The following is a 26,839-nucleotide window of genomic DNA, read 5'->3' as shown; positions in this document are numbered from 1 at the left end:
ACTCCCCAAGAAAACAGACCCAAGAAAAAAATATGGAGCCCACAACCGGATTCGAACCGGTGACCTCTTCCTTACCAAGGAAGTGCTCTACCGCCTGAGCTATGTGGGCCTACTTCTGGAGCGGGTGATGGGAATCGAACCCACACCATCAGCTTGGAAGGCTGAGGTTCTACCATTGAACTACACCCGCATAAACCGTGGCGCCCGCGCCGCTTACTATTTATTTACCTATGCACTTTTAATCGAAATATGGTGGAGGGAGGAGGATTCGAACCTCCGAAGGCAGAGCCGTCAGATTTACAGTCTGATCCCTTTGACCGCTCGGGAACCCCTCCACGATTAGCGGCGCATTGTGCCGCTTAGTGCTGGCACCTGTCAATAGAAATTATGACAATCTCTGTCGCACTTTATTTATCCCGCACCACGCCAGTCAAGTGCCCCAGATGGCTTTTTTGATCTTGATTTTAAAAGATCCTCTTTGCTTATTGTGCCCATTTCTTGACATCGTTGCCGATTTACAACATTCTCTGCCTGGCTGTACTAGATTTTGCCAGGTAGATTTCTGCCCGGGCTTGAGAGGAGGGTTTATAATGCAACATATTAAACGTATTACGCTGATGCTTGCCATCAGCGGCGGTTTTATTGCTGGAACGGCGTTTGCTGATAATGCTTACAACGGTTATGCCATTGAGGCTGGTGGAAAGCCGGTAGTCGCTTCCAATGGTGCTTGTGTCCGTGGCGGACGTCCAGACACGGATGGCGCCATTCCTGCTTATTGCGCACCTCAGCCTGCTCCGGTTGCGGTGAAGCCAGCACCCGCTCCGGCTCCCGTTCCGGCACCTATTGCCCCAGTCGAACGTACGGTTCTGGTCAGTAAGCCCATTACCATTACTGGCATCAACTTTAAATTTGATTCCTACAAACTCCTGGATCATGACATCAGGGTTTTGGACGAAGTAGCCGATTTTGCCAAAAATCATCCGACGGCTGTTCTGGACGTGAATGGATATTGCAGCAAAGTTGGTAGTTACGCCTACAACCTGAAGCTGTCCAAGTTACGCGCCCAAAGCGTTGCTCAATACCTTGCCAATCATGGTGTTTCCAATGATCGCATGGTCTTGAAAGGACATTCCTACAATGATCCCGTCGCCAGCAACGCCACTTCACAAGGGCGCTTCCTGAACCAGCGTGTGGAAATCAATTCCAACATCAAGGTTCAAAAAACAGTTCAGTAACCAGTCCTGAACGGCTGAATAAGGCGGGTCGAAATTGATCCGCCTTTTTTGTGCCTTTTGTCCATCATGCAGCATTCAAATTCCATGCTAGACTAGCGACCATGCGACAATCCCTGCTTCGTTTCGTACGTACTCTGCACATCACTCGCGTCCTGGTGAGGTACCGCCTGGATGAAGTGCTTTATTTTCTGCCCATATTAAAGCCGTATCAGGCTATTTTACGCCTTAGCCCCATGTCCTGGCTGGGTCCCAAGCCGCAGGGGGATTTTGCAGAACGACTGCGCCAGGCTCTGGAAACTCTGGGACCAACTTTCATCAAGCTCGGACAAATGTTGTCGACCCGACGCGATCTTCTGCCTGACTATATCACCCAGGAACTGGCCAAGCTGCAAGATGCCGTCCCACCCTTCCCCTCTGAAGAAGCTTGCAAAATCATTGAAAGCGCATTGGGCAAACCGATCAATACAGTGTTTTCAGAGTTTCATTCCAAACCGGCTGCGGCGGCTTCTATTGCTCAGGTTCATTTCGGCGTGCTGCAGGATGGTCGCGAAGTCGCTATTAAGGTCCGCCGTCCCGGCTTAAGACGAATTATTGATCAGGATCTGGCTATTTTAGGCCTGTTGGCTGATTTGGCGGAACGCTATTCCCAGGAAGGACGACGACTGAGAATTCGCGCTGTTGTCGCGGAATATGCCAAGACCTTGCGCGGAGAACTGGATTTGCTTCGCGAAGCTGCTAATGCCAGTCAATTACGTCGCAATTTTGCCGCCGATCCTGATCTGCTTTATATCCCTGAAATTTACTGGGATTACTGCAGTTCCTCGGTCCTGGTCATGGAACGGATTTACGGTATCCCGATTGGTCAGTTGGATGCCTTACGCGCTGCCGGCATCAACTTTGATCAACTCTCCAGACGCGCCGCAGATATTTTCTTCCGTCAGGTTTTTCGCGACGCCTACTTTCATGCAGATATGCATCCCGGCAACATTTTCATAGATCCCCAAAGCGGGCGCTTTATTGCTGTGGACTTTGGCATCATGGGCAGCCTGGATGATGCCAGCCAGCATTATCTGGCAGAAAACATGATCGCCTTTTTTCAAAGAGATTACCGGAGAGTCGCCGAGGCGCATGTGGAGGCAGGCTGGGTTCCGCCCGATACCAATGTTCAGGATTTTGAAACAGCGATCAGGGCCATTGCTGAACCTGTGTTTGAAAAACCCCTAAACGAAATTTCAGTCGCTAACTTGTTGCTGCGCTTATTCCAGACGACCCGGGCCTTTCACATGCAAACCCAGCCCCAACTTCTATTGCTCCAGAAAACTTTAGTGAACGTCGAAGGTATCGCCCGCGATTTCAATCCTGCATTGAACATGTGGGAAGTGGCCACTCCACTGCTGACTGAATGGCTCAGTCGTCAGCGCGGCCCCCGTGGCTGGTGGACGGAAATGAAGCGCCATTTTCCAGAATGGGGACTGGTCCTTCCGGAAATGCCCGTTTTACTGCATGGCATTCTTCGTCAGGCCCAACAGGGAGAGCTGCCCCTGGTTATTCGTAATCAGGATCTGGAAGGGATTCGTAAGGAAATCCGTCGCGGCATGTTGCGCCTTTCATTTGGTGTCAGTGGTACTTTCATTGTCGTCGGCATTGGTATTATGGCGGCACTCGCGCATAAACTGGACTATGCGATTCTCGATCTGCCACTCTGGGCCTGGTTGATTTTAATACCCGGATTCACCTGGGTTGGCGTTCGATGGGTCGGTAGTTTTTTCAGGATCCGAGATTAACGCTTAATCGATAAACAACAAGGGAGGATTGCTTTTATGTGGGTCATTATTTCGCTGGTGATAGCTGCTGTTGCTGTCCTATTCGCCGTACAGAATAATACCATGACATCCGTGCATTTTTTTTCATGGACTTTTGCCCAATCTCAGGGCGTGATTTTACTGGGTGGGTTTGTGGCGGGATTTATCGCCAGCATGCTGATCTATCTACCCACCCATATCCGCAACAAGCTCAAAATACGTCGTCATGAACGCCGCCTGTCTGATCTTGAAGGGCAACTCAATGAAGAAAGGGGCAAGCGGGAATATATCGAAAAAGAACATGCCGCCGCCTTACGCATCCAGAAAAACAACGGTGTGACCGGGTCCAAGGCCGAAAGCTGAGAACCCGGCGATATTGGTCCGCTTATTCGGCTTTTTTGTCCGCGACGGGTACCGCAGAAGCCGTTTTATTAATCGGCACGGCACGGGCAAGTACTTCGAGGTTTTTGGTAGCTTGCGTGTTACCTGCTTCTGCAGCCTTGTGCCACCACAATGCCGCTTTGGCGTAATCCTGAGGAACACCCTGGCCCATGAAATAGAGGTTGCCCAGATTATACTGAGCAGCCGAAACCCCCAACTCTGCCGCCTTGTTCCACCAATAGGCCGCTTTAATCAGGTCTTTGGGCACGCCCTGACCAAAATAATATTGCATGCCCAGGTTGTACTCGGCCTTGCCGTAACCATGCATGGCTGATTTTTCAAACCACTGTGCCGCCAACGTGTAATTTTGTGGCACACCATCGCCCAATGCGCAGCGGGTACCGATGCTGTTTTCCAGTTTGGCGGTGGTCAAATCGGTCGGCTGCGAGCTGGCTGAGTCTTCCATTTCTGCTTTATTGGCCGTCGTCTGGGCATTGGCCAAGGGTGTGGCAAGGAGCAAAAACGCGGCAGCCGAACAAGCAAGCACCGCAGGATTGGAAAATAAACGATGAGCTGGCATGATTCACTCCATAAATGAGGGTTAATAGCTTTCAGATGTGAAGGTTACACCATAAAGCTAAGAAACTGCCACAACTTTTTACGCCAACCTCCCAACCAGGGAAAATCCTCTTTCAGGATTTTGTGCTTTGCTCTATCTCGCCCTGGCGCCAGCGCTGGGCCAGCTTATCAAGTACCGCATTGACAAAACGATGCCCCTGTTCAGCCCCAAAGTCCTTTCCCAATTCAATGGCTTCATTGATGACTACCCGGTATGGTGTTTGCGGCAGATCTCGGAGCTCATAGGCGGCAAGACGCAAAATGGCGCGCTCCACTTCACTGATTTCATCAGTCCAGCGCCGATCCGGGATTTCTTCGGCGATGGCCGGATCCAAGTGCGGAATCGCCTGGCAAACGCCTTCCCATACTGTCGCAAAGAAAGCGCGATCAGCGCCCTGAAGCCGTTCCGGGTCTGTAGTAAACTGAAGCGCAATTTCTGCACAATGTCCCGGATTCAGCTGCCACTGATAAAGGGCCTGGATAATAGCCTGACGCGCCAGGCGACGACGACTGTTTTTCATGGAGGCTCAGATCTGACCCAGAAGCTGTACCATTTCGAGAGCCGTCATGGCCGCATCAAAACCTTTATTGCCTGCCTTGGTACCGGCACGCTCAATAGCCTGTTCAATGCTGTCAGTGGTTAAAATGCCGAAAATCACCGGAATACCCGTGTCCATGGCCACCTGTGCCACACCCTTGGAAACCTCTCCTGCTACATAATCAAAATGGGGCGTTCCGCCACGAATAACGGCACCCAGACAAAGAACCGCGTCGTAATTTCCACTACGCGCCAGTTTTTGCGCAACCAATGGAATTTCATAAGCGCCAGGCACATAGACCACATGAATTTGTTCATCACTGGCACCATGACGACGCAAACCATCTATAGCGCCCTGCTCCAGTTGCTGGGTAATGAAACTGTTAAAGCGGCTGACCAGCAGGGCAAATCGAAACTTACCGGCCTGGAGACTACCTTCTATTTGCTGAATCATGATTTTTCCTTATTTATTTTCCTGAAATGGACGCTGGCCCACAATTTCGAGACCAAATCCGCCAATACCCCGGTACTGGAAATGGCTGTCACTCAGCACCTCGGCACGATGCACGCCCAGATCCGTGAGGATTTGGGCGCCAATACCAAAAGTGCGCAAAACCCGACCAGCATCTCCAGCCTGCCCAGGCCCTTTGGGCATTTCCGGCAAGGCAGATACTTCCTGGACCAGCTCTTCCACACTTTCTTCATGGTGCAAGTACACCAGCACGCCCCGACCCTCAGCCGCAATCCGCTCTAACGCGCGCGTATTCGGACTGGCCGCTCCCGCAAACAAATCATTGAGGGTTTTACCCACCTGAACACGGACCAGCACGGGACTTTCTGTAGCCGCCACTTCACCCATGACCAAGGCAAAATGCGTTTCTTTCGCTACCCAGTCCCGATAAACCGTTAGCTGGAATTCTCCATGGGGACTCTGCCATGGCCCCTGCGCTTGACGCTCGACAATCCGCTCTCTTTCAAGGCGATAGCGGATCAAGTCGGCAATGGTGCCAATTTTGAGTCCATGCTTTGCTGCATAGGGAAGCAGATCGGGTAAGCGAGCCATTTCCCCATCGGCATTGAGAATCTCGCAAATCACTCCTGCTGGCTGACAACCCGCCAGTCGTGCCAGATCAACGGCCGCTTCGGTATGCCCGGCGCGGACCAGAACCCCACCCGGCTCGGCAGCAAGGGGAAAAATATGTCCGGGCATGACCAGATCTTCGGGCGCAGCATTTTCAGCAATAGCAGCCTGAACTGTGGCTGCCCGGTCGGCTGCAGAAATACCCGTAGTCACTCCCCGAGCCGCTTCAATGGATACTGTAAAGGCGGTTCCCAGGCTGGCCGTATTATGTCCGACCATTTGTGGCAGACGCAGCTGCTGGCAACGTTCCCGGGTCAAGGGCAGACAGACCAGTCCGCGTGCCTGGGACACCATAAAATTAATGGCGGCGGGAGTCACGAACTCCGCCGCCATGATCAGGTCACCCTCATTTTCACGGCCCTCGTCATCCATGAGGATCACCATACGACCCGCTGCAATTTCGGCAATAATTTCTTCGGCGGGACTGATTTTACCTTCACTCATACGGGGTATCCTCTGGCAGCTAGTGATTCGCGGGTAATTTCCGATTTTAGCCCCGACTGCGCCTCCGTCGCTACCCAACGTTCCAGATAGCGGGCAATCAGGTCCACTTCGAGATTGACCGCCTGACCCGCACGCCAGGCTGATGCAGTCGTATTTGTCAGTGTATGGGGAATCAGATTAAGCATAAATTGCTCGCCTTCCAGAGCATTGACGGTCAGGCTGATACCATCCACGCAAATGCTGCCTTTGGCGGCGATATAGCGCAGCAGTTCGCGCGGTGCGGTCACCGCAAAAACCTGTGAACGTCCGGATTTCTGCACACTATGGATTTGTCCGACCCCATCCACATGACCCGCCACCAGATGACCGCCCAGACGGTCAGCCAGACGCAGCGCTTTTTCGAGATTCACGGCACTACCTGTTTTAAGACTACCCAGCAGGGTCTTGTCCAGGGTCTCGCGGGAAATATCCACGGCAAACCCGTCTTTGTGCAGTTCCACTACGGTCAGGCAAACACCCGATACAGCAATACTGTCACCGAGTTTGACATCACCCAAATCCAGCCCGCCAGAGGCGAGCGTCATCCGAAAATCACCGCCCTGAGGCTGCAATTGTCTAACCTGACCCAAGGCCTCGATAATACCGGTGAACATGAATCAAAACTCCTGCGGACCCAGGGTCCACTTCAAATCATTACCCAGCGACTCGACCCGAAGACTCCGCCAGCGCGGCGCTTCGGTCAGTTGTTGAAAAGGACCAACCTGCATGGCGGGCAATGCCCCCTGGCCGAGGAGCATGGGGGCCATATAGAGCAACCACTCATCGACCAATCCGGCTGCAAACAGGGTACTGGCCAGACCCGGGCCCGCCTCTACCAATACTTCATTCATTTGTTTCTCTGCCAAAATGCGCATGACTGCCGGACAATCCAGGCGCTCGCCATCCAGCGGCACGGCAAACAAATCTGCACCTGCCGCCTGCAATGCATTTTTGGCTGCCTCCGGCTGGTCCGGCCCATGGAATATCCAGACCGCGCCGGGTGAAGCAAACAGTGCCGCATCTGCCGGGGTCCGCAAACGGGTGTCCAAAATCACCTTCACTGGACACCGGCGCAGCGGAATATCCAGACGGGGGGCCAGACGCGGGTTGTCGGCCAGAACCGTGCCAATCCCCACCAGGATGGCACTGGCGCTGGCCCGCTCTTTTTGCACATCGGCGCGCGCCAAGGTACCGGTCAGCCACTGACTTTGTCCATTGCCCAGCGCCACACCTGCATCCAGACTGACTGCCTGCTTTAAGCGAATCCAGGGACGCCCGCCTTCCATGCGCATAAAAAATCCGGGGTTCAGCGCACGACTTTCGGCTTCGCAACAGCCCAGTTCAACCTCGATGCCAGCGGCCCTGAGCCGGGCAATGCCCTGCCCGGAAACCAGAGGATTGGGATCCTGAACCGCCACCACCACCCGTTTCACCCCTGCGGCCATCAGGGCGTCCGCACAGGGGCCGGTCCGCCCCTGATGACTGCAGGGTTCGAGGGTGACGTAAACGGTCGCAGCACGCGACGCCGCTCCGGCTTCGGCAAGGGCCAGCACTTCGGCATGGGCTTCACCAGCAAAAAGGTGAGCGCCACGACCAACAACGATCCCTTCCTGCACCACCACCGCACCCACTCGCGGATTAGGTTGCGTCGAATATAAACCCCGCTTCGCCAGGTCCAGGGCCATTTCCATGAAATGATGGTCCTGCTCAGTCAGCACCAGAACGGCCTTTTCCGGGTACCTGTTGCTGATCGGGATGGGGGCCCTCTTTCAGGCGGGCAATTTCCGCACTGAATGCATCCACATCTTCAAAACGCCGGTACACCGAAGCGAAACGCACATAAGCCACCGGATCGAGGCCACGCAAAGCTTCCATAACCAGTTCGCCAATCAGGCGCGCCGGCACTTCGCGCTCGCCTCTTTCACGAAGACGCCGTTGAATCAAACGCAGGGCTGAATCTACCTGGTCGGTAGCGACCGGACGCTTGCTCAGCGCCCGCGTCAAACCACGCTGCAATTTGTCTTCGTTAAAAGACTCACGACGCCCATCGGTTTTAACCACCATGGGCAAAGCGAGTTCGGCACGCTCAAAAGTCGTGAAGCGCTGATTACATTGCGGACATTCCCGACGGCGCCGCACCGTCCCGCCCTCATCCGCAAGGCGGGAATCCACCACCCGGGTGTCAGCGAAGGCGCAGAACGGGCAATGCACGGAACCTAGCCGTACACCGGAAACTGCTTGCACAGGGCAGTCATATCCGCCTTGACCCGAGCAATCACTGCGGCATCTGCGGGAGCATCCAGCACATCGGCGATCCCCTTGCCCAAGCGCTGCATTTCCGCTTCTGCAAAGCCACGGGTGGTTGCTGCCGGGGTGCCGATGCGAATACCACTGGTCACCGCTGGCGGACGGGTATCGAAAGGCACTGCGTTTTTGTTGACCGTGATGTGCGCCTGACCCAGCGCTTCCTCGGCTTCCTTACCGGTCACCTTTTCGCCCAGATTGAGGAGGAAAAGGTGATTATCCGTACCGCCTGACACGGCTGTATAACCTCGCCCGGCAAGTACCTGACTCAGCGCCTGGGCGTTGCGAATGACCTGCTGCTGATAGGTTTTGAACTCCGGCTGCAAAGCTTCCCGGAAAGCTACCGCCTTGCCAGCAATGACGTGCATCAGAGGACCACCCTGCAAGCCAGGGAAAATCAACGAGTTGACCTTCTTGGCATATTCTTCCCGACAAAGGATGAGACCACCACGCGGTCCACGCAGGGTTTTGTGGGTCGTGGTGGTGACAAAATCCGCATGGGGAACGGGACTGGGATGTAAACCGGCCGCAACCAACCCGGCAATGTGGGCCATGTCCACCAGCAAATAAGCGCCGATACTCCGGGCAATTTCACCGATTTTTTCGAAATCGATAATGCGCGAATAGGCACTGGCCCCGGCGACGATCATTTTGGGACGTTCCTGCTCGGCCTGTGCTGCCATTGCCTCATAGTCAATTCGACCATCTTCGGCGCGCACCCCATAAGCGGCCACCTGAAACAGCTTGCCCGAAACATTGACCTTGGCTCCGTGGGTCAGATGTCCACCATGCGCCAGACTCATGCCCATAATTTTGTCGCCCGGCTTCAATACCGAAAGGTAAACAGCCTGATTAGCCTGAGAACCGGAATGGGCCTGAACGTTGGCGTGTTCTGCGCCGAACAGCTCCAGAGCCCGATCAATGGCCAACTGTTCAGCAACATCCACATACTCGCAACCACCATAATAGCGTTTGCCCGGATAACCCTCGGCATACTTGTTGGTCAGCACTGAACCCTGCGCCACCATTACCATGGGGCTGGCATAATTTTCAGAAGCAATGAGTTCCACATGATCTTCCTGGCGCTGGGTTTCTTTGCACATGGCATCCCATAGTGCAGGATCAAAATCAGCAATACTGAGGGTTTTGGAAAACATGGTGCACTCCTTCAAAAACTTCCGTTAAAATTGTGGCTAGACACTAATGGATGCAAGAACGAACGGCAAGGGTAAAAAATGCGTGCAAGTCATGAATGAAACTCATCAGAGTTTGACACGCACCGGCTGCGGGTGATGGGCGAGTACAAAGCGGGCGGCCTTCTTTTCTTTCTTTTTTCGGGGAGGACGCCGCTTGTCAGCAAAAATATCCTGATAGGCCACATGGATGACCGGTGGACCCAACACCCAGACAATCAAGCCCAACCATAACTGGGAAAAAGCTGGCATAAACAGATTCGCCAGCAAAATGACGGCCCAGAGACCGATCAGAGGATCCCGCAATTCCGGCCTGAACAGCAGGGTGAGTGTAGTTTCCACTTCTGACTCCAGCCAGCCATGTCCTTTGTGCAAAGCAAGGGCAATCCCGAAAAAAGCCGGAGAGAACCAGAAGTAAGGCATTAGCGATAAATCCGAAAACCGCTGTCCGAAAGCGAACCACCAGCCCCAGAATCCCTGACCCATGCCCGAGTCGTCATGCCAGGGAATATTTATCCCGGCCAGCAAGCTGCCCATGACCACTATGTCTTGGCCAAATTCGAAAATCATGCCAAAAACGGCAAAAAGCATACCCCAAACCACCGCCACATGGAGGGCATGCCGCATTTGTCGGTTCGTATAAGATTCCGTTTCTTCATCGGTATTGGCAGCGATTTCCAGGCCAAACAGCAGGCCAAAGGGCGCCATGGCGTACATCAACCATTCGGGAAAGGGAATGGCCGCAAACACCAATGCAGCAGCGGAAAGCAGCAGCCATGGCCGAGGCCGGGCCACTACCAGCTCAGCACCCCCTTCGACCCAGCTCACTACACGATTTACCCACTTCCAGGCCAAAATCATCTCCCGGCAACATGACGCACAGCCAAGCACAACTTGTCGCTCATGCTATCTCTTTTGATTCTAAACCATCAAGGCGCATAAACCTAAAAACAGCAGTTGCCGTAGGTGCTTTGCCGCGACTTTTGTTCTGAGCCGTTGTTGTTCTTGGCGAAATCCTGCGCCCGTCAGGAGAGCTGTTTGAGCCCGTAGGGCGAGTTCTCTCCTGACAGCAGGATGAGCCATAGAACAACAGGCGAGGAACAACGGAGCAAAAAGCACCCATGGCAACTGCTGTTAGGATAAACACAAAATGCTGCCGCCTTACGCCGCTTGTCGCCGACGGTCTTGACGTTTAGACTCTTCCGGCTCTGTTTGATGATTAGAAAAGCACACAATGCCTGCTCAGATACCCGCTGATTCCGTTGGACTGGTAACCCCGCAGACGGTCACTTTTCCAGCTGACCTGCAACTGGAGTGTGGGCGCAGCTTGCCGGGTTACACCCTGGTTTATGAAAGTTATGGGGCCTTGAACAAGGATCACAGTAACGCGATTTTACTCTGCCATGCGCTTTCTGGTGATCATCACGCTGCCGGGTATCATCACATGGATGATCGTAAGCCGGGCTGGTGGGAGCATCTGCTTGGACCCGGCAAGGCCATGGATACTGAACAGTTTTTTTTCGTCTGCGCCAATTTTATTGGGTCCTGCAAAGGCTCAACGGGTCCAGCCAGCATCAATCCTGAAACCGGCACTCCCTGGGGTCTGGATTTTCCTATGGTCACCGTCCGCGACTGGGTAAAAACCCAGGCCGACCTGGCCGATCATCTGGAGATTGAACAATGGGCAGCGGTTATTGGCGGCAGCCTGGGTGGCATGCAGGTTATGCAATGGAGCATGGATTATCCGGACCGGCTGCGTAACGCCGTGGTCATTGCTGCTGCGCCCAAACTGACGGCGCAGAACATCGCCTTCAACGAAGTTTGTCGCCAGGCCATCATGACGGATCCGGATTTTCACAATGGCCGCTATTATGCCCATGACACCAAACCGCGCCGGGGACTGTCACTGGCACGGATGATCGGCCACATCACCTATCTTTCCGACGACGCCATGCGCACCAAGTTCGGCCGGGATACCCGGGGCGGCAAGGCCTTTTCCTTTGGCTTTGATGTGGATTTTGAGGTGGAAAGTTATTTGCGCTATCAGGGTTCAAGCTTTGTCGAACGCTTTGATGCCAACAGCTATTTATATATTACCAAGGCATTGGATTATTTTGATCCGGCCAGTGCGTATGGCGGCAGCCTGGCGGAAGCCTTTGCGCGGGTGCAGGCGGCATTTTTGGTAGTCTCTTTCAGTTCTGACTGGCGGTTTTCCCCGGAACGCTCCCGCGAAATCGTGCAGGCACTATATACCTGTAATCGCGATGTCAGCTATGCGGAAATTGAGGCCACCCACGGCCACGATTCCTTTTTAATGCCCATTCCCCAATATGTCGCCGTTCTCGGCACTTATCTGCAACGCGTTGCAGAGGAAATCGGACTATGAAGCTACGCCAGGATCTGGCCATTATCGCCGAATGGATTCCCCCGCAAAGCCGCATTCTCGATCTGGGCTGCGGGGAAGGAGAACTGCTGGCCTATTTGCGCGCCGAAAAGGGCGTGCAAGGTTATGGGGTGGAAATTGAGGAAGATCGGGTCGTCGCCGCCATCCGACGCGGAATTCCGGTCATTCAGCAGGATCTTGATCAGGGACTCAAAAATTTTGCAGACCAGAGTGTCGATACAGTAGTACTTTCCCTGACCCTGCAGGCTTCTACCTATCCCCGTCAGTTATTACTGGAAATGTTACGCGTCGGCCGTGAGGTCATTGTCACCTTTCCCAATATGGGACACTGGCATGCGCGCTGGCAACTGGGCGTGCTGGGCAAAATGCCCACCACAGACGCCTTGCCCCATACGTGGTACGATACCCCCAACATCCATCTGTGTACGATTCGTGACTTTGAACAACTCTGTGCCGACAACGGCATCGCCATCCATCAGCGGGTCGTGCTCAATGAGCGGCGGCGCAGCACTTGGCGCAACCGTTTGTTACCCAACCTATTTGGAGAAGTCGCTTTATATCGTTGCGCCCTGGTCGCACGCTGAAGCTCATGCGAGGAGAACGCCATGACCCTGGAACTGATCAGCTTCCCCCTCTGCCCCTATGTACAGCGTTCGGTGATTACTCTGCTGCACAAACAGGTAGTCTTCAAACTGACGCACATTGATCTCGCCCACAAACCCGAATGGTTTCTCGAACTTTCGCCCATGGGCAGGGTCCCCTGCCTGAAAATCGGCACTGACGCCGTACTGTTCGAGTCTCAGGTGATTAATGAATATCTGGATGAAACCATTGCACCGCCACTGCATCCTTCTGACCCGCTGGAACGCGCCCGGCACCGCGCCTGGATTGCCTTTGGCAGCGAAATGATTGGTGATCAGTTCCAGATGATGGTGGCCCAGGGTGAAGAACCTTTTACGGCGGCCAGTCGCCAGCTTTTTGACAAGCTTGAGCGGTTGGAAAAAAACATGGCCGAAGGACCATTTTTTGCGGGTCAACATTTCAGTCTGGTGGATGCTGCCTTTGCTCCCTTATTCATGCGCATGGAAATTCTGCACGCATTACGGCCATTGCCGCGTTGGGAATCCTTGGGCAAACTGCGCCGCTGGACGGCCTTACTCATGGAATTACCCGAGGTAGCAGGCTCCGTAACCGCCGACTTTCCAGAACGGCTGCGGAATTATATCAGCGAAAAAGGCAGTCTTCTGCTACGCTCAGTCTGAATACAAGCTGCCGCATTTACGATTTGCACAGGAGTCATGCGTATGAGTGATCAACAGGGAGAGGACATGCAGGATCAGGCGCTCGTGCCCACCACCCACTTTGGTTATCAGGAAGTTCCGGAAACGGAAAAAGAACACCTGGTCAAAGGGGTTTTCAGCAGTGTCGCGGGTAAATACGACCTGATGAACGACCTGATGTCACTGGGTGTGCATCGCCTGTGGAAACGCTTCACGGTTGACCTCGCCCGTCCCCGTCCCGGCCAACGGGTGCTAGATCTCGCCGGAGGCACGGGTGACCTGGCTGCCGCCATTTATCCGCGCATCAAACCCAATGGTTCCATTGTGGTCTCCGATATCAATCCGGAAATGCTGGCGGTTGGCGAAAACCGCCTGGCTGATAGGGGCATCATCGCCGGGGTTGAGTTTGTCGAAGCCAATGCGGAAGAACTCCCCTTTCCCGACCGCGAATTCGACCTGGTCACCCTGGCCTTTGGCATCCGCAACATGACCCATCCCGAACGGGCCTTGAAGGAAATTCACCGCGTCCTCAAAACCGGCGGGCGGGCGTTGATTCTGGAGTTTTCACACCCGCGCTGGCCGGGGTTGCAGTCCATTTATGATCTGTATTCCTTCAAGTTACTGCCGCGCATTGGCGAACTCGTCGCCAGGGATCGGGACAGCTATCAATATCTGGTGGAATCCATCCGCCGCTTCCCCGATCAGGAAACCTTCAAAATGATGATGGAAGAAGCCGGTCTGGAACGGGTTGACGTGTTCAACCTGTCGGGTGGTATTGTCGCCCTGCATCGTGGCTTTCGCATGGACTGATGAATGCTTTTCATCTGAACGCCTAAAAATTCCCTCTTGAGCAGAGACTCCGGGCAGGGCATGATGGCGACAATTTTCGCAGAGGAGTAATGCCCATGACGTCCGTTCACAGTCTCGGTTTTCCGCGTATCGGTCATAAACGCGAACTCAAAAAAGCACTGGAAAGCTTCTGGTCCAAAGAAATTGATGAGCAGGAACTGCAGTCCCGCGCTGCCCAGTTGCGTGACCGTCACTGGAAAATCCAGCAGACCTGTGGGATGGACTTCATCCCGGTTGGTGATTTCAGCCTCTACGATCACATGCTGGACATGAGCTGCACCCTCGGTGCCATTCCTCCCCGTTACGGATTCTCCGGCGGTCTGGTGGGTCTGGATACCTTTTTTGCCATGGCACGTGGCTCCAGCACCCAGCCCGCCATGGAAATGACCAAATGGTTTGATACCAACTATCACTTCATTGTGCCGGAATTCCATGAAAACATGGAGTTTCACCTGAGCAGCGAACGCCTGTTCGACCAAATCAAGGAAGCCCAGGCCCTGGGCCTCAAGGCCAAGCCCGTACTGGTCGGTCCCATCACCTATCTGTGGCTGGGCAAGGAAAAAGATCTGAATGCCGAAGCCCATCACGAAGCCCAACATCATCATGACGACAGCGCCTGTCATGGTCATGGTGCACCGGTGGGTAATGCCTGCTTTGACCGTCTGACTTTGCTGCCCAAGGTGCTGCCTGTTTATGCCGAAATACTCGAGCGTCTTGCCGGCATGGGCGTGGAATGGGTGCAAATGGATGAACCCGCTCTGGCACTGGACCTGCCCGCCGAATGGCACCAGGCTCTGACCTCTGCCTACCAGACCCTCAGCAAGGGCAAAAGCCCCAAGGTATTGCTGGCCACCTATTTTGATTCTGTAGCGGAGCATGCCGAGGCTCTCAAAGCCCTTCCCGTCGCCGGCCTGCATCTGGATTTGCGGCGCGCTCCGCAGCAGCTGGACAGCTTCCTGAAAAATTATCCGGCTGACAAAGTGCTTTCTCTGGGCGTGGTAGATGGCCGCAATGTTTGGCGCGCCGACCTGGATGCTGCCATCAAGATCCTGGAACCTGCACATAAACAGCTGGGAGACCGTCTCTGGGTAGCGCCTTCCTGCAGCCTGTTGCACACCCCGGTTGATCTGGATCAGGAAAACGAACTCGACGCCGAATTGAAATCATGGCTGGCTTTCTCCGTACAAAAGCTCGATGAAGTTGCCATTATTGGTCGTGCCCTGAATGAAGGCGTGGCAGCCGTAGCGCAGGAACTGTCAACCGCACGTGCCGCCGTACAAGCACGTAAAACTTCACCACGTATCCACAACCCGGCCGTTGCCCAGCGTCTGGAAGGTTTGGGCAACGATGATGGCCAGCGCAAAAGTGCTTTCCAGACCCGTGAAGCCGCACAGCGTGCCCGTTTCAAACTGCCGGCCTTCCCCACCACCAGTATCGGCAGTTTCCCGCAGACTCCCGAAATTCGTAAAGCCCGCCTGCAAAATCGCAAGGGCGAACTGAGCAATGCCGACTACCAGAAAGCCATGGAAGCAGAAATTGCGCTGGTCGTGAAAGAACAGGAACGTCTGGGTATTGACGTGCCGGTCCATGGCGAGCCCGAACGCAATGATATGGTGGAATACTTCGGCGAACAGCTCGCTGGATTCGCTTTTACCCGGCATGGCTGGGTGCAGAGTTACGGTTCACGTTACGTCAAGCCGCCGTTGATTTTCGGTGACGTATCCCGTCCTACCCCCATGACCGTGACCTGGAGCAAATATGCCCAGTCTCTCACCCAGCGGCCCATGAAAGGCATGCTTACCGGCCCGGTGACCATCCTGCAGTGGTCTTTTGTACGCGATGATCAGCCCCGTGAAAAAACGGCACTGCAGATTGCGCTGGCCATCCGCGACGAGGTCAAGGATCTGATCGACGCCGGTATCGGCATCATCCAGATTGACGAACCCGCCTACCGTGAAGGACTCCCCCTGAAGCGCAAGGACTGGGATCAGTATCTGAACTGGGCATCGCGTGCATTCCGCATTTCTGCGCAAATTGCGCCTGATGACGTGCAGATTCACACCCATATGTGCTACTCGGAATTCAATGACATCCTCCCCGCCATTGCGGCCATGGATGCAGATGTCATTACCATTGAAACTTCCCGTTCACAAATGGAGTTGCTGGATGCTTTTGCCACTTTCAACTACCCCAATGAAATCGGACCTGGCGTATATGACATTCACTCTCCCCGCGTTCCCAGCGTGGAAGAAATGGTCGGCCTGATGGAAAAAGCGGTCAAAGTGGTTCCCGCAGAGCGGCTGTGGATCAACCCCGACTGTGGTCTGAAAACCCGTAAGTGGGCAGAAGTCACCCCGGCTCTGGAAAACATGGTCGAGGCAGCCAAACAGGTACGTGCCAAACACGCCTGATTGAAGACCGGCTTCAAACTGACAAGGCCCCATCCGGGGCCTTTTTTAATGCTTGCTGATTACCAGCCCCCCCTATACACTCACTGGCAATTAAAAAGATACCATGTGATTGCTTGCACCGTGCTCCGCGACTCATAAGTTTCCTGCTATCTTTTTGGAACTTTTCATGAATCAGTCAATCAATCTTTCCCCACTCAAAAATCTACGGGCCGATGCGCCTGCCGCCGTGGTCGTCGCTCTGGTCGCCATGCCCCTCTGTCTTGGAGTCGCCCTGGCTTCCGGCACCCCACTGATTGCGGGTTTGATCGCTGGCATCATGGGTGGGGTTCTGGTTCCTCTGTTCAGCCGCTCGCCCCTGGCCGTCAGTGGCCCCACCCCAGCCATTGTGGCCACGCTGCTGGTGGCCATGGAAACCCTGCACAGTTTTCCGGCGTTACTGCTCGCTGTGGTTATTGCTGGCGGCATTCAGATTATTCTGGCGCTCTTGCGTGCAGGGGTGGTGGCTTATTTTTTCCCGTCGGCCGTCATCCAGGGTATTTTGTCGGCCATCGGGATTATCATCATCCTCAAACAATTTCCCTATGCCATTGGTTTTGATATTGGCGAATTTGGTAATCAGGATTTTTTTGATGCCCATGGAGAAAACACCTTCAGTGCCGTTATTGCCGCACTCGCCCATGTGGAATGGGGAGCGCTGCTGGTCAGCGTACTGGCCCTGGTCATCCTGATTGTCTGGGATAAGATAGCCATCCTGCGCAAACAGACCTGGCTCTCCGGCCCGTTGATGGCGGTGGTGTTCGGAACCCTCCTGAATGTGCTGTTTGTCCATGCCCTGCCCGGGCTTGCTATCGACAAAAGCAATCTGGTCAACCTGCCTGAAATTCGTTCTCTGGCGGACTTAAGGGGCATGCTGCAAATGCCTGACTGGGGCATGATCGGTTCAAAAACCGTATGGATGACCGCTATCGCCATCACCTTTATTGCCAGCCTGGAAAGCCTGCTTTCCACAGAAGCCTCCGACAAACTGGATCCTTTCAAAAGACGCACCCCTCTTGACCGCGAACTGCTGGGACAGGGAGTGGCCAACATCGCCAGCGGCCTCATTGGTGGACTTCCGGTTGCCGCCGTCATAGTGCGGAGCACGGCCAACGTGGCGGCCGGGGCACGCACCAAAGCCAGCGCCTTTCTGCACGGGATTTTTCTGTTGCTGGCCGTCCTGTTTCTGGCTACGCTGATGAATCACATTCCGCTGGCTGCCCTGGCTTCCATCCTGATTTTCGTCGGTTTCAAACTGGCTCATCCGAAAATTTTTCAAAAAATGTTCAAGCTGGATAAATCCCAGTATTTGCCCTTCCTCATCACCATTATTGCGATTTTGTTCACCAGTCTGATTACCGGCGTAGTCATCGGACTGCTGGCCGGTATTTTCTTTGTGCTCAAGGCTAACTATCACAGCGCCATCGACATCGGGCGGGAGGGTAACGCCTACAAAATCTCCCTGAACAGGGAGGTAAGTTTCGTCAACAAGGCACGTCTTTCCCACATTCTGGAAAGGCTGCCCAGAGACGCCGAAGTGATTCTGGATGGCAAAAAGGTCCGTTTCATTGATCACGACGTGCTGGAAGTCATTCGTGAATTCGAACGTGCCGCCGAACTGAAAAACATCCAGTTACGCGAACAGAATTTCGACACACCGATACTCAAAGCCCCCGTATAATCCTTACAATCGGCCCTGGGAGAGCAGCTCCGAGTTGCCTCCTGCTGCCGTGGTGTTGATGCTCACCGTCTGTTCGGCCACCATGCGCAATAAATAATGGGGACCACCGGCCTTCGGGCCGGTTCCACTCAAGCCTTCGCCACCAAAAGGTTGCACACCAACCACCGCGCCAATCATGTTGCGGTTGACGTAAACATTGCCGCAGCGCGACCGCGCGGCGATATGGGCCGCCCGCCCATCAATCCGCGTTTGGACACCTAAAGTCAGCCCAAATCCCAAAGCGTTGATGGCATCCACCAGGGCATCGATTTGTCCGGCTTTCCAGGTGACCACCTGCAGCACCGGACCAAATATTTCCTCGCGAACCTGACTGACATGAGTAATGGCATACGCACAGGGGGCTACAAAATGCAGATTACGCTGCTGATCGTCCTGCATGGTCAATGCTACAGAATCATCCGTAACCCGGGCATTTTCCAGCAAAGCCGGGGGCCAGGCACAACGGGCCAGCAATTTTCCCCCGCCCTGCTCCACCCGGGCAATTTGCGCCAGAATATTGGTCTGTGCTTCGACATCAATAACGGGTCCGACATCAGTGGCATAATGGATGGTCGGTCCGATCACCAGTTCCTGCATGGCCCCTTTGAGCATGGTCAGAATTTCTTCTGCACATTCTTCCTGTACACAAAGCAAACGCAGTGCCGAACATCGTTGTCCGGCGGAACGAAATGCCGAGGCAATCACTGCATCGACCACCTGTTCCGCCAGAGCCGTAGAATCCACAATCATGGCATTAATGCCGCCGGTTTCAGCAATCAAGGGCACAATGGGGCCTTCCTTGGCCGCCAGACCCTGATGAATGTGGCGAGCAACACCTGTTGAACCGGTAAACACCACGCCGCCAGTCAGCGGATGCTCTACCAGAGCCGCGCCTACGGTTTCTCCAGCACCGGGCATCAGCGCCAGCACATCACGGGGAACTCCGGCCTCCCACAAAAGTTCGACAAAAGCCTGGGCAATGGCCATGGTCTGCTCGGCGGGCTTGGCTGCCACACTATTGCCCGTAACCAGCGCCGCAACGACCTGACCGGCAAAAATTGCCAGGGGAAAATTCCAGGGGCTAATGCAGACAAATACGCCACGCCCCCGCAAACTCAGGGAGTTGGCCTCACCAGTGGGACCGGGCAGAGCTTCCTTGCGCATGAGCGCCTTGGCCTGAATGGCATAATAACGGCAAAAATCTACGGCCTCACGCAGTTCGGCAACCGCATCTGCCAAAGTTTTATGTGCTTCGCGCATAATCAGAGCAAGCAATTTGTCCTGTCGGGTTTCCAGCAGCTCAGCCGCCTGAGCCAAAATTTCGGCACGACGCTCGACGGGTACCGCATCCCAGCGCATTTGCCCGGCGTGCAGTGTGTGCATTAAGGGGTCTACTTCTTCCACCTGTATTTCTTCGGGGGTCTTTACCCGCAGAGCCAATGCGGCTTCCAGGGCGGGGCTACGTTCGGCAATGTAAGTCATATCCATTCCTTGGCTGTTCAGTCGTAATTCACCATGAAGATGGCCGTAAATCTCTACGGGTTTGGGCAAGGCCGTCTCTTCCGCCCGCCAGAGCGGACTGACCAGCAGATCTTCGGCAGCCACATGCTGATTAGCCAACTGATGAACAAAAGAGGTGTTGGCAGCGTTTTCAAGAAGCCTCCGGACCAGATAGGCAAGCAGATCCCGATGACGACCCACCGGGGCATATATCCGCAAGTGCTGAATGCGGGCGTGGCGTAAAACCTCCCGATAAATTCCTTCTCCCATGCCATGCAGACGCTGCATCTCAAAACGGGCATCGGGTTGTTGATCCGCCAATTGCAAAACAGCAGCAATGGTCGCTGCATTGTGGGTGGCGAATTGCGGGTAGACCAACGCCTGAGGACCGTTGGCGTTTTCAAGGAGCCGCGCCGCACCGGCCAGATAGCTGATATCAGTATGATGTTTATGGGTAAACACCGGATACCCGGACAAGCCCATCTCCTGGGCTCTTTTGATTTCCATATCCCAGTAAGCGCCCTTGACCAGCCGCATCATCAAACGGCTCTGATTGCGGCGCGTTCGGGCCAGAACTTCGTCAATGGCAGCATCTGCCCGGCTCTGATACGCCTGCACGGCAATGCCGAGACCGTCCCAGCCCGCACAAGTGGCCTGCCCGGCAATATGCTGTTGCAAGGCATCCAGCAAATCGAGCTGCAACTCAAGACGATCGCTTTCTTCCGCATCCAGCGTCAGATTCAAACGCCCCTGAGCCGCCAGCTCGGCCAGTTGCTGCAACTTGGGGAACAGCTCTTTCCACAGACGGGCGCGCTGGGCTTCTTCAAAACGCGGATGCAGTGCTGACAATTTGATGGAGATGCCATCCCGCTCCCGGGAACCCCCACTGCCGGGTTGGGTAGCCAAAACGCGCAAGGCAGATTCATAAGAAGCCGCATAGCGGGTTGCATCGGCACTGTTGCGGGCACCTTCTCCCAACATATCGTAGGAATAGCAGAGTGCGGGCTGTTTTTTTCGGGCTTCGGCAGAGCGCCGGCGCGCCTCACCAAGATCCTGCCCCAGTACAAACTGCCGCCCCAGTAGCGCAATGGCCCGCACTGCTGCTGTCACGACGGTATTCATGCCCAGTCGTTGCACCAGACTGCGTGTTTCTTTTTCGGCAAGCAGACGGCGGGATAGAATCAGCACCCGACCCGAAATCTGGGTAATCCAGGACTGTTTTTCCTCACCGGCAAAGCGCGCCCTGCCCAGCTGATCCGCCGCCAGCAAGGCCGCCGTACCCGTATCGGGCACGCGCAGCAGGGCCTCGGCCAGACGCATCAAGGCCAAGCCTTCGGCGCTGGTGATGGGGTACTCCCTTAACAGCGACTCCAGAGCCCAGAACGGGGCTGGCTGCTTGCGCACCGCTTCCACCCAGGGCCGCGCCTGATCGATGACGTTCAGCCAGTTCAGATTGCCGCTGAGCGCCGACAGCAGTACTTCAACCTGCTGATTTTCATCCCGGTACGGGGGTGGCAGTGTCACAGATTCCCGAAGAAAATCCGGAGAATCATTGAAATCACTGGGCAAAATGGTATGTAAACGGGTTTGAGACATTCCTACAAGGCTCCTTGCAGCAGGTAATCGGGTCCATGATCAGCCTGTGCCTGCCTCCTTTTTTCATTTACGGGTTTTTATGCGCTTTTGGCTACTGCAGCGCTACAACCTCTTGTAATCAGGTTGTCATACTTGGGGTGCCTGATGCAAGTGATTGGACAAGGCATCCCAGATGCTTACCCGCCATCTACATTTCAACTCATTCAGGTGGGTTGTTAGCTACCACATAACGGGATGTTGGCATTGCCAGCAAGTTCCATCTATGCCAAGGTCCATTCCTCTATAAATACGAGTCTTTCCATGCATATCTGGGTCGATGCCGACGCCTGCCCCAATGTCATCAAGGAAATTCTGTTTCGCGCCAGTACGCGTCTGAAACTGCCCTTGACCCTGGTCGCCAATCAGCCCCTGCGTATACCCCAATCGGCTCACATTCGCAGCGTGGTAGTACCGGGCGGCTTTGATGTGGCCGATGATGAAATTGTGCGCTGCATTGAAGCGGGCGATCTGGTCATTACCGCCGATATTCCCCTGGCCGCTGCCGTACTGGAGAAAAACGGCCAAGCGCTCAGCCCACGCGGCGAGCGGTACTCCCCAGAAACCATCCGTGAGCGTCTACGCATCAGGGATATGATGGAGCAGCTGCGAGATTCCGGCGTGCGTACTGGCGGCCCCGCCACCCTGAGCCAAGCCGACCGGCAGGCCTTTGCGAATGCTCTGGACCGCTTATTGCCCCGCACTTGAGTGGTTCGCTCAGACAATTTATGCGCCGATGCAGATCAGTCAACAAAACAAGTCCTCATCCTCTTGCGTTAATAGACTGATAACGCTATCCTTGCGAACTTTTCCGGACAGTACCGGGTAAAACCCTTGTTGGAGGTTTGTGATGTACGCGGTCATTGAAAATGGTGGCAAGCAGTATCGGGTGACGGTGGGCGACAAGCTCCGGCTCGAAAAGATGGAAGCAGAGCCAGGTGCGGAACTCGCGCTGGACCGGGTACTGATGGTCGGCGTTGGCAGTGATGTAGTGGTCGGTCAACCGCTGGTAGCAGGTGCAGCCGTCAAGGCCACCGTGCTCAGTCAGGGACGGGCTGCCAAGGTGCATATTTTCAAGATGCGTCGGCGCAAGCATTACCGTAAGCAGCAGGGACATCGTCAGTATTTTACTGAAGTCCGCATTACCGGCATTGAAGCCTAAGGAGCACAGTCATGGCACATAAGAAAGCGGGTGGCTCTTCGCGCAATGGACGCGATTCAGAATCCAAGCGCCTGGGCGTGAAACGTTACGCCGGACAGCTGGTTATCCCCGGCAACATCATCATTCGTCAGCGTGGCACCCAGTTTTATCCGGGTAGCAACGTCGGTATCGGCAAGGATCACACCCTCTTTGCCACCGCAGAAGGGGTCGTAAAATTCGAGCGCAAGGGACCGCGCCAGGTACGTACCGTCAGCGTCGTATCCGTGGCCTGAACCGGCCTCTGCGCAGAGGGACCCCGCCCCGTTTTTGCGGGAGCGGGGTTTTTTATGAAGTTTATTGATGAAGTACGCATCCATGTTGCTTCGGGTACCGGTGGGCACGGCTCCCTGAGCTTTCGTCGGGAAAAATTTATCCCCTTTGGCGGTCCAGATGGTGGTGATGGTGGCCGCGGTGGCAGCGTTTTCCTCGTCGCCCAGGCCAGCCTCAATACCCTGATAGATTTCCGCTACCAGCGCCGTTACCGGGCCGAAACCGGGCATGGTGGTGCGGGTAGACAAATGACCGGGCGCGCGGGTCTGGATAAGGAAATCCACGTCCCGGTGGGCACCTTGGTCTACGATGACGACACCCGTGAATTATTGGGTGATTTGCGCGAAGATGGGGAACGTTTGCTGGTCGCTCAAGGCGGACGCGGCGGACACGGCAATTTGCATTTCAAATCCAGCATCAATCGCGCACCCCGTCAATATGAAAAAGGCACGCCGGGAGAAGAACGCAATCTTCGTCTGGAGCTACGGGTTCTGGCCGATGTCGGCCTGCTGGGCCTGCCCAATGCGGGCAAAAGCACTCTGATCAGGGCAGTCAGTGCGGCCCGCCCGAAAGTGGCAGACTACCCGTTCACCACCCTCTACCCCAATCTCGGTGTAGTCCGGGTGGCGACCCACGAATCTTTTGTTCTCGCGGATATTCCCGGCCTGATCCCCGGAGCCTCCGAGGGCGCCGGGCTAGGTACCCGTTTTCTGAAACATCTCAGTCGTACCCGCCTGCTCCTGCACATGGTCGACATGGCTCCTGTGGATGAGAGTAACCCTGCCGAGAACATTCGCGCTCTGGAAGAAGAGCTGCTCGCTTACAGCCCCGCCCTCGCTCAGCGCCCGCGCTGGCTGGTAGTCAATAAGGCCGACCTGTTCAGCGCTGAAGAAGGCGAGGCGCGTTTTCAGGCGATTCGTACCGAGCTTTCCTGGGATGGTCCGGCATTTTTGATTTCCGCTGCCAGCGGTGCGGGCTGCAATACCCTCACCCACGCCATCTGGCAGGCACTGCCAGATCTGCCACCCGCACCTGATCCAGTACAGTCGGAAGAATGGGGCGATGAAGAGGAAGAATATCTGGAAGAGTGGGAAGGTGATGATTTGAGCGCCGACTGGGATGACGATGAATGAGCCGCGACCTTAAAAATGCCCAGCGCTGGGTCATTAAAATTGGCAGCAGCCTGCTCACCAATAATGGCCAAGGTCTGGACCTCCCTGCCATTGAGGCCTGGGTCAAACAACTGCTGGTGCTACGCCGGCATGGCCTGGACATCGTACTGGTTTCTTCCGGCGCCGTGGCAGCTGGCATGGAGCGCCTGGGCTGGACGAGCCGCCCCAATGCCCTGCACCAGCTGCAGGCGGCAGCCAGCGTCGGCCAGGCAGCACTGATTCAGGTGTATAACGAATTCCTCCGCCGGGGCGGGGTTCACGGCAGTCAGGTCCTGCTGACCCACGAAGACCTTCAGGAACGCCATCGCTATCTGAATGCGCGAGCAACCCTGCGTACGCTGCTGGAACTCGGGGTCATTCCCATCATCAATGAAAATGATGCCATTGCCAGCACCGAAATCCGTTTTGGCGATAATGATACCCTGGCCGCCATGGTTGCCAACCTGCTGGAAGCTGATTTACTGGTGATTTTGACGGACCAGGCGGGTTTGTACGACCAGGATCCCCGTAAAGCCCCTGATGCCCGTTTACTGACCGAAGTGGAGGCTGGGGATCCTGCCCTGCTGGGCATGGCCGGGGGCAGCGGCAGCGCCGTCGGCACCGGCGGAATGAGCACCAAGGTCCACGCAGCCAGCCGTGCGGCACAATCTGGTGCGGCCACCATCATCGCGCCGGGTGGCGCTGAGGATGTCTTGCTGCGCATCTGGGCGGGGGAACCTTTGGGCACCTATTTTCGGCCCGGCGTCGCCAAGCTGGCGGCACGCAAGCGCTGGCTGGTCGGTCAGCTCCGCCCCAACGGGTTGTTGCATCTGGATGCCGGTGCGGCCAAGGTCTTGCGCGAAAAAGGTAGCAGCCTGCTACCTGTAGGGATTACTGCTGCCGAGGGCAATTTTCAGCGCGGCGATCTGTTATGCTGCGTCGACCCGGAAGGACAGGAAATAGCCCGTGGCCTGGTGAATTTTGCTTATGAAGATGTCCTGCTGAGAATGGGAAAAAGCAGCAAGATGCTTTTGGAATTATTTGGAGATATTGACGAGGTGGAAATCATCCACCGTGATAATCTGGTACTCAGCAACTAACTTTGCAAATGTTCAGAAAATTATTTGCCCGCTGGAGCCTGCAAAGAACAAACCCCGGATTCCTGCATTCCCAGACAGGTCCCGTACAAATACAGGCTATGATCGCTGATGAAAAACCCCTGAGCTCCGGCGATTTCATTTTGACGGGCTTCCAGCGCCTCATCAAAAAACTCCAGAACCTTGCCACAAGCCGTACAGACCATATGGTCATGGTGACCGGTTTCGTTCATTTCAAAAACGGCCTTGTCCCCTTCAAAGTGATGACGGCGTACCAGACCAGCCATCTCAAACTGGGTCAATACCCGATAGACCGTGGCCAGACCCACTTCTTCGCCGGCATCCAGCAACTGACGATACACTTCTTCCGCCGTTAAATGCCGGGTGTCACTGTCCTCAAAAATGCGGAGAATCTTCAGACGTGGCAATGTAGCTTTCAGACCAGCCCGCTTCAATTCGTCACTATTCAATTTTTCGTAGTTCATGTGCTCGTAGCAATTCCCATGCGTAATGGTTTAGGATAGTTGTACCTGACGCTTAAGACAAGGACTATGAGAAGCCTCCGCCTGATTACCCTGATTACCTTTTGTGCCCTCTCGCTCGGAGCCTGCAGTATTTATCGGGTTGCCGTACAGCAGGGTAACGTCGTCACCAGCCAGCAACTGGCAGAATTGCATCCGGGTATGGATGCGCTGCAAGTGCGTACCATTCTGGGTTCACCACTGCTGAAGGACCCTTGGCACCCCCATCAATGGATTTACTCTTATAGCTATAAGCCAGCCTATAGCAGTACCCAGGTTCGCAAGGTGATTGTCCTTTTTGACAAGGACGACAAGCTCATCGGCGTGCAGGGGGATGTGAAAGGCACAGTTAAAAGCCCGGAAAAACCCGACGCCTAGACGGATAAATCTAAAAACGGCATCTGCCGTGGGTGCTTTGCAGCGACTTTTGTTTTGAGCCGTTGTTGTTCTTGGCGAAATCCTGCGCCCGTCAGGAGAGCTGTTTGAGCCCGCAGGGCGAGTTCTCTCCTGACAGCAGGATGAGCCTTAGAACAACAGGCAAGGAACAACGGAGCAAAAAGCATCCACGGCAACTGCCGTTTTTAGGGTGAAAGCCTAAGAAGATGGACGGTCCCCTGTTACCGGAATGGCTGCAGGGGGGCCATATACAGCGCGCGCTCTTTGCGCAAAACGCTGCACCATGGTTTCAGCTGCCTGCTTAAAAATGGGCTCCAGAAACGCGCCCACCAGCCGTGAAGCAAATTCGAAGCGCATATCCAGCGTCACCCTGGTGCCCTTGGAGTCAGGTTCAAGCTGCCACAATCCTTCCAGAAAACGAAAAGGACCATTCACCAGACGCACTTCTGCCAGCTTGGGGCGCTGATAGCGGTTTTTGGTGGTAAATGATTTACCAAATGCACCATGAGAAATGGTGATTTCGGCAATCACTTCTTCGTCCCGATCCTGAATGATTCGGGTTCTGCCACACCAGGGCAGAAATTGTGGGTAGGAACGAATATCTTCAATTAGGGCCATAACCTGACCCGCGCTGTACGGCAACACAGCCGTTTTACAAATATGATGCATGCATCCT

27 protein-coding genes and 3 tRNA genes are annotated in these 26,839 nt (G+C 54.9%); 15 read left to right on the top strand and 15 right to left on the bottom strand.

All coding sequences use genetic code 11. From position 1 onward, the window contains the following. Nucleotides 1-33: 33 nt before the first annotated feature. The 3 genes from GCD22_RS01925 to GCD22_RS01915 all read right to left on the bottom strand — a co-directional run bounded on the left by GCD22_RS01925 (nucleotide 34) and on the right by GCD22_RS01915 (nucleotide 335). Nucleotides 34-109: transfer RNA gene (locus GCD22_RS01925), tRNA-Thr, on the bottom strand. A gap of 7 nt (nucleotides 110-116) precedes the next feature. Further along, nucleotides 117-190 (bottom strand) — tRNA-Gly (locus GCD22_RS01920). 60 nt (nucleotides 191-250) lie between these two features. Next, nucleotides 251-335, bottom strand: a tRNA-Tyr gene (locus tag GCD22_RS01915). Between the two features lie 255 nt (nucleotides 336-590). Between GCD22_RS01915 and GCD22_RS01910 the strand changes: the two genes are divergently transcribed. The 3 genes from GCD22_RS01910 (at nucleotide 591) to GCD22_RS01900 (ending at nucleotide 3,400) form a co-directional block, all read left to right on the top strand. Continuing rightward, nucleotides 591-1,235, top strand: coding sequence for an OmpA family protein (locus tag GCD22_RS01910; RefSeq protein ID WP_031573652.1), 645 nt, complete (start codon nucleotides 591-593; stop codon nucleotides 1,233-1,235). A gap of 101 nt (nucleotides 1,236-1,336) precedes the next feature. Further along, nucleotides 1,337-3,019, top strand: coding sequence for a ubiquinone biosynthesis regulatory protein kinase UbiB (gene ubiB / locus GCD22_RS01905; RefSeq protein ID WP_024894706.1), 1,683 nt, complete (start codon nucleotides 1,337-1,339; stop codon nucleotides 3,017-3,019). 36 nt (nucleotides 3,020-3,055) lie between these two features. Further along, nucleotides 3,056-3,400 (top strand): LapA family protein, encoded by a 345-nt coding sequence (locus GCD22_RS01900; protein WP_024894705.1) that lies wholly within the window; start codon nucleotides 3,056-3,058, stop codon nucleotides 3,398-3,400. Nucleotides 3,401-3,422: 22 nt separating this feature from the next. Here GCD22_RS01900 and GCD22_RS01895 read toward each other — a convergent pair whose 3' ends face one another. The 9 genes from GCD22_RS01895 to GCD22_RS01855 form a co-directional block, all read right to left on the bottom strand. Then, a complete protein-coding gene (locus tag GCD22_RS01895; RefSeq protein WP_031573649.1) occupies nucleotides 3,423-3,998 on the bottom strand; it encodes a tetratricopeptide repeat protein in 576 nt (191 codons plus the stop codon). A gap of 112 nt (nucleotides 3,999-4,110) precedes the next feature. Next, the gene (nusB, locus tag GCD22_RS01890) at nucleotides 4,111-4,557 is read right to left on the bottom strand and encodes a transcription antitermination factor NusB (protein WP_031573646.1); all 447 of its coding nucleotides are present in this window, start codon (nucleotides 4,555-4,557) and stop codon (nucleotides 4,111-4,113) included. Nucleotides 4,558-4,563: 6 nt separating this feature from the next. Next, entirely contained in the window at nucleotides 4,564-5,028 is a 465-nt protein-coding gene (gene ribH / locus GCD22_RS01885; protein WP_010641389.1) for a 6,7-dimethyl-8-ribityllumazine synthase, read from the bottom strand. 9 nt (nucleotides 5,029-5,037) lie between these two features. Beyond that, nucleotides 5,038-6,159 carry a 3,4-dihydroxy-2-butanone-4-phosphate synthase gene (gene ribB / locus GCD22_RS01880; RefSeq protein WP_031573642.1) on the bottom strand — a complete coding sequence of 374 codons (1,122 nt, stop codon included), beginning with the start codon at nucleotides 6,157-6,159 and terminating at the stop codon, nucleotides 5,038-5,040. Further along, entirely contained in the window at nucleotides 6,156-6,812 is a 657-nt protein-coding gene (locus GCD22_RS01875) for a riboflavin synthase (protein ID WP_010641384.1), read from the bottom strand. Before GCD22_RS01875 ends, ribB begins: the two co-directional genes overlap by 4 nt. Nucleotides 6,813-6,815: 3 nt before the next feature. Next, nucleotides 6,816-7,916 (bottom strand): bifunctional diaminohydroxyphosphoribosylaminopyrimidine deaminase/5-amino-6-(5-phosphoribosylamino)uracil reductase RibD, encoded by a 1,101-nt coding sequence (ribD, locus tag GCD22_RS01870; protein WP_081577438.1) that lies wholly within the window; start codon nucleotides 7,914-7,916, stop codon nucleotides 6,816-6,818. Beyond that, on the bottom strand, nucleotides 7,906-8,409 hold the full coding sequence (gene nrdR / locus GCD22_RS01865) for a transcriptional regulator NrdR (RefSeq protein WP_035210942.1): 504 nt from the start codon (nucleotides 8,407-8,409) through the stop codon (nucleotides 7,906-7,908). The genes ribD and nrdR overlap by 11 nt, the downstream gene beginning before the upstream one ends. A gap of 5 nt (nucleotides 8,410-8,414) precedes the next feature. Next, nucleotides 8,415-9,659 carry a serine hydroxymethyltransferase gene (glyA, locus tag GCD22_RS01860; protein WP_031573636.1) on the bottom strand — a complete coding sequence of 415 codons (1,245 nt, stop codon included), beginning with the start codon at nucleotides 9,657-9,659 and terminating at the stop codon, nucleotides 8,415-8,417. Between the two features lie 105 nt (nucleotides 9,660-9,764). Further along, nucleotides 9,765-10,556 (bottom strand): hypothetical protein, encoded by a 792-nt coding sequence (locus tag GCD22_RS01855; protein ID WP_140391094.1) that lies wholly within the window; start codon nucleotides 10,554-10,556, stop codon nucleotides 9,765-9,767. A gap of 373 nt (nucleotides 10,557-10,929) precedes the next feature. Between GCD22_RS01855 and metX the strand changes: the two genes are divergently transcribed. The 6 genes from metX (at nucleotide 10,930) to GCD22_RS01825 (ending at nucleotide 18,356) form a co-directional block, all read left to right on the top strand. Then, the gene (gene metX / locus GCD22_RS01850; RefSeq protein ID WP_031573629.1) at nucleotides 10,930-12,081 is read left to right on the top strand and encodes a homoserine O-succinyltransferase MetX; all 1,152 of its coding nucleotides are present in this window, start codon (nucleotides 10,930-10,932) and stop codon (nucleotides 12,079-12,081) included. Next, the gene (metW, locus tag GCD22_RS01845; RefSeq protein WP_010641373.1) at nucleotides 12,078-12,683 is read left to right on the top strand and encodes a methionine biosynthesis protein MetW; all 606 of its coding nucleotides are present in this window, start codon (nucleotides 12,078-12,080) and stop codon (nucleotides 12,681-12,683) included. The genes metX and metW overlap by 4 nt, the downstream gene beginning before the upstream one ends. 21 nt (nucleotides 12,684-12,704) lie before the next feature. Further along, nucleotides 12,705-13,361: a glutathione S-transferase family protein gene (locus tag GCD22_RS01840; protein ID WP_010641371.1), complete on the top strand. Its 657-nt coding sequence runs from the start codon at nucleotides 12,705-12,707 to the stop codon at nucleotides 13,359-13,361. Nucleotides 13,362-13,403: 42 nt separating this feature from the next. Continuing rightward, the gene (gene ubiE / locus GCD22_RS01835; protein WP_031573627.1) at nucleotides 13,404-14,189 is read left to right on the top strand and encodes a bifunctional demethylmenaquinone methyltransferase/2-methoxy-6-polyprenyl-1,4-benzoquinol methylase UbiE; all 786 of its coding nucleotides are present in this window, start codon (nucleotides 13,404-13,406) and stop codon (nucleotides 14,187-14,189) included. A 95-nt stretch (nucleotides 14,190-14,284) separates the two neighbouring features. Beyond that, nucleotides 14,285-16,639, top strand: a complete 2,355-nt coding sequence (gene metE, locus GCD22_RS01830; RefSeq protein WP_031573625.1) for a 5-methyltetrahydropteroyltriglutamate--homocysteine S-methyltransferase — start codon at nucleotides 14,285-14,287, stop codon at nucleotides 16,637-16,639. A gap of 166 nt (nucleotides 16,640-16,805) precedes the next feature. Next, nucleotides 16,806-18,356, top strand: a complete 1,551-nt coding sequence (locus GCD22_RS01825) for a SulP family inorganic anion transporter (protein WP_081577440.1) — start codon at nucleotides 16,806-16,808, stop codon at nucleotides 18,354-18,356. A gap of 3 nt (nucleotides 18,357-18,359) precedes the next feature. Here GCD22_RS01825 and GCD22_RS01820 read toward each other — a convergent pair whose 3' ends face one another. Beyond that, a complete protein-coding gene (locus GCD22_RS01820) occupies nucleotides 18,360-21,491 on the bottom strand; it encodes an L-glutamate gamma-semialdehyde dehydrogenase (protein ID WP_176212018.1) in 3,132 nt (1,043 codons plus the stop codon). A 300-nt stretch (nucleotides 21,492-21,791) separates the two neighbouring features. Between GCD22_RS01820 and GCD22_RS01815 the strand changes: the two genes are divergently transcribed. From GCD22_RS01815 to proB, 5 genes are all read left to right on the top strand, one after another. Beyond that, nucleotides 21,792-22,235 (top strand): YaiI/YqxD family protein, encoded by a 444-nt coding sequence (locus GCD22_RS01815; RefSeq protein WP_031573617.1) that lies wholly within the window; start codon nucleotides 21,792-21,794, stop codon nucleotides 22,233-22,235. Between the two features lie 142 nt (nucleotides 22,236-22,377). Further along, complete coding sequence (gene rplU, locus GCD22_RS01810) at nucleotides 22,378-22,689, top strand: 50S ribosomal protein L21 (protein ID WP_010641361.1); 312 nt, start codon at nucleotides 22,378-22,380, stop codon at nucleotides 22,687-22,689. Between the two features lie 11 nt (nucleotides 22,690-22,700). Further along, the gene (rpmA, locus tag GCD22_RS01805) at nucleotides 22,701-22,961 is read left to right on the top strand and encodes a 50S ribosomal protein L27 (protein ID WP_010641358.1); all 261 of its coding nucleotides are present in this window, start codon (nucleotides 22,701-22,703) and stop codon (nucleotides 22,959-22,961) included. 54 nt (nucleotides 22,962-23,015) lie between these two features. Further along, the gene (gene cgtA, locus GCD22_RS01800; RefSeq protein ID WP_031573615.1) at nucleotides 23,016-24,131 is read left to right on the top strand and encodes an Obg family GTPase CgtA; all 1,116 of its coding nucleotides are present in this window, start codon (nucleotides 23,016-23,018) and stop codon (nucleotides 24,129-24,131) included. Beyond that, nucleotides 24,128-25,249 (top strand): glutamate 5-kinase, encoded by a 1,122-nt coding sequence (proB, locus tag GCD22_RS01795; RefSeq protein ID WP_031573613.1) that lies wholly within the window; start codon nucleotides 24,128-24,130, stop codon nucleotides 25,247-25,249. Before cgtA ends, proB begins: the two co-directional genes overlap by 4 nt. 20 nt (nucleotides 25,250-25,269) lie before the next feature. On the opposite strand, the gene fur is transcribed toward proB, so the two are convergent. Continuing rightward, nucleotides 25,270-25,731 carry a ferric iron uptake transcriptional regulator gene (gene fur, locus GCD22_RS01790; protein WP_010641352.1) on the bottom strand — a complete coding sequence of 154 codons (462 nt, stop codon included), beginning with the start codon at nucleotides 25,729-25,731 and terminating at the stop codon, nucleotides 25,270-25,272. Between the two features lie 66 nt (nucleotides 25,732-25,797). Here fur and GCD22_RS01785 point away from each other — a divergent pair, with 66 nt between their 5' ends. Then, the gene (locus GCD22_RS01785; protein ID WP_010641350.1) at nucleotides 25,798-26,145 is read left to right on the top strand and encodes an outer membrane protein assembly factor BamE; all 348 of its coding nucleotides are present in this window, start codon (nucleotides 25,798-25,800) and stop codon (nucleotides 26,143-26,145) included. A gap of 216 nt (nucleotides 26,146-26,361) precedes the next feature. Here GCD22_RS01785 and GCD22_RS01780 read toward each other — a convergent pair whose 3' ends face one another. Continuing rightward, the gene (locus tag GCD22_RS01780; protein ID WP_010641348.1) at nucleotides 26,362-26,832 is read right to left on the bottom strand and encodes a type II toxin-antitoxin system RatA family toxin; all 471 of its coding nucleotides are present in this window, start codon (nucleotides 26,830-26,832) and stop codon (nucleotides 26,362-26,364) included. Nucleotides 26,833-26,839 lie beyond the last annotated feature (7 nt).

The sequence above is a fragment of the Acidithiobacillus thiooxidans ATCC 19377 genome (assembly GCF_009662475.1).
Lineage (GTDB): Bacteria > Pseudomonadota > Gammaproteobacteria > Acidithiobacillales > Acidithiobacillaceae > Acidithiobacillus > Acidithiobacillus thiooxidans.
The sequence above is the reverse complement of the archived record's forward strand: the minus strand, read 5'-3'. Positions and strand labels throughout refer to the sequence as shown.

Bases quoted from the DNA above. Each gene is read 5' to 3' on its own strand.
- GCD22_RS01910 (WP_031573652.1), top strand. From the start codon at position 591: ATGCAACATATTAAACGTATTACGCTGATGCTTGCCATCAGCGGCGGT.
- ubiB (WP_024894706.1), top strand. From the start codon at position 1,337: ATGCGACAATCCCTGCTTCGTTTCGTACGTACTCTGCACATCACTCGC.
- GCD22_RS01900 (WP_024894705.1), top strand. From the start codon at position 3,056: ATGTGGGTCATTATTTCGCTGGTGATAGCTGCTGTTGCTGTCCTATTC.
- GCD22_RS01895 (WP_031573649.1), bottom strand. From the start codon at position 3,998: ATGCCAGCTCATCGTTTATTTTCCAATCCTGCGGTGCTTGCTTGTTCG.
- nusB (WP_031573646.1), bottom strand. From the start codon at position 4,557: ATGAAAAACAGTCGTCGTCGCCTGGCGCGTCAGGCTATTATCCAGGCC.
- ribH (WP_010641389.1), bottom strand. From the start codon at position 5,028: ATGATTCAGCAAATAGAAGGTAGTCTCCAGGCCGGTAAGTTTCGATTT.
- ribB (WP_031573642.1), bottom strand. From the start codon at position 6,159: ATGAGTGAAGGTAAAATCAGTCCCGCCGAAGAAATTATTGCCGAAATT.
- GCD22_RS01875 (WP_010641384.1), bottom strand. From the start codon at position 6,812: ATGTTCACCGGTATTATCGAGGCCTTGGGTCAGGTTAGACAATTGCAG.
- glyA (WP_031573636.1), bottom strand. From the start codon at position 9,659: ATGTTTTCCAAAACCCTCAGTATTGCTGATTTTGATCCTGCACTATGG.
- GCD22_RS01855 (WP_140391094.1), bottom strand. From the start codon at position 10,556: ATGATTTTGGCCTGGAAGTGGGTAAATCGTGTAGTGAGCTGGGTCGAA.
- metX (WP_031573629.1), top strand. From the start codon at position 10,930: ATGCCTGCTCAGATACCCGCTGATTCCGTTGGACTGGTAACCCCGCAG.
- metW (WP_010641373.1), top strand. From the start codon at position 12,078: ATGAAGCTACGCCAGGATCTGGCCATTATCGCCGAATGGATTCCCCCG.
- GCD22_RS01840 (WP_010641371.1), top strand. From the start codon at position 12,705: ATGACCCTGGAACTGATCAGCTTCCCCCTCTGCCCCTATGTACAGCGT.
- ubiE (WP_031573627.1), top strand. From the start codon at position 13,404: ATGAGTGATCAACAGGGAGAGGACATGCAGGATCAGGCGCTCGTGCCC.
- metE (WP_031573625.1), top strand. From the start codon at position 14,285: ATGACGTCCGTTCACAGTCTCGGTTTTCCGCGTATCGGTCATAAACGC.
- GCD22_RS01825 (WP_081577440.1), top strand. From the start codon at position 16,806: ATGAATCAGTCAATCAATCTTTCCCCACTCAAAAATCTACGGGCCGAT.
- GCD22_RS01820 (WP_176212018.1), bottom strand. From the start codon at position 21,491: ATGTCTCAAACCCGTTTACATACCATTTTGCCCAGTGATTTCAATGAT.
- GCD22_RS01815 (WP_031573617.1), top strand. From the start codon at position 21,792: ATGCATATCTGGGTCGATGCCGACGCCTGCCCCAATGTCATCAAGGAA.
- rplU (WP_010641361.1), top strand. From the start codon at position 22,378: ATGTACGCGGTCATTGAAAATGGTGGCAAGCAGTATCGGGTGACGGTG.
- rpmA (WP_010641358.1), top strand. From the start codon at position 22,701: ATGGCACATAAGAAAGCGGGTGGCTCTTCGCGCAATGGACGCGATTCA.
- cgtA (WP_031573615.1), top strand. From the start codon at position 23,016: ATGAAGTTTATTGATGAAGTACGCATCCATGTTGCTTCGGGTACCGGT.
- proB (WP_031573613.1), top strand. From the start codon at position 24,128: ATGAGCCGCGACCTTAAAAATGCCCAGCGCTGGGTCATTAAAATTGGC.
- fur (WP_010641352.1), bottom strand. From the start codon at position 25,731: ATGAACTACGAAAAATTGAATAGTGACGAATTGAAGCGGGCTGGTCTG.
- GCD22_RS01785 (WP_010641350.1), top strand. From the start codon at position 25,798: ATGAGAAGCCTCCGCCTGATTACCCTGATTACCTTTTGTGCCCTCTCG.
- GCD22_RS01780 (WP_010641348.1), bottom strand. From the start codon at position 26,832: ATGCATCATATTTGTAAAACGGCTGTGTTGCCGTACAGCGCGGGTCAG.